1 protein-coding gene is annotated in these 686 nt (G+C 36.3%); it reads left to right on the top strand.

Translation table 11 applies throughout. The features are described 5' to 3' along the window. Positions 1–686, top strand: a 686-nt coding sequence (locus ACW2QF_RS18215) for a phage tail tape measure protein (protein WP_455717439.1), incomplete at both ends; no start/stop codon positions are given.

The raw sequence follows: 686 nt of genomic DNA on the forward strand, positions 1-686 counted from the left end.
CATTACAAGATTCTTATAATTTATCTACTGGCAAAAATCAACTAAATAATAATATAACTTCTTACTTAAATAATAACACCAAGCTTGGTAAGGAATTACAGACAGAACTAATTCGTATACAAACAGAATTAAAAAATGCAGATGCAGTTGGGCTAAAAAATCTACAAAAACAATTTTCAAACGTCAAAAGCGAGGCTAATGCACTTGGACAGACTGGGAAGTCGGTATTTTCAAAACTTTCAGATAACATAAAAAATTTCACTGGATTTCTAGGTGCTGCTACGATAACAAAGCAAGCGATAAGAACTGTTCAAAATATGGTGTCAGAAGTCAAAAATTTAGACGCTGCAATTGTAGATTTGCAGATGGCCACTGGAGGTTCGTATGCTGAAGTTTCCAAGCTGATGGATTCATATATAGAAATGGGCAAACAACTTGGGGCTACAGCTACAGAAGTTGCGTCAGCGGCGAGCGATTATTTAAGACAAGGAAAGTCTATTGCCGAAACTAATCAGCTAATCACAGACTCTTTAGTTCTTTCTAAACTGGGAAACATTTCATCTGCCGATGCAACTACATATTTAACTACAGCAATGAAAGGTTATGGTGTTGCGGTAGATGATGTAATTGGAATTGTTGATAAGTTATCTGCCATTGACTTAGTATCCGCTACTGATGCTGGTGGT

It is taken from the genome of Anaerosporobacter sp. (genome assembly GCF_965301125.1).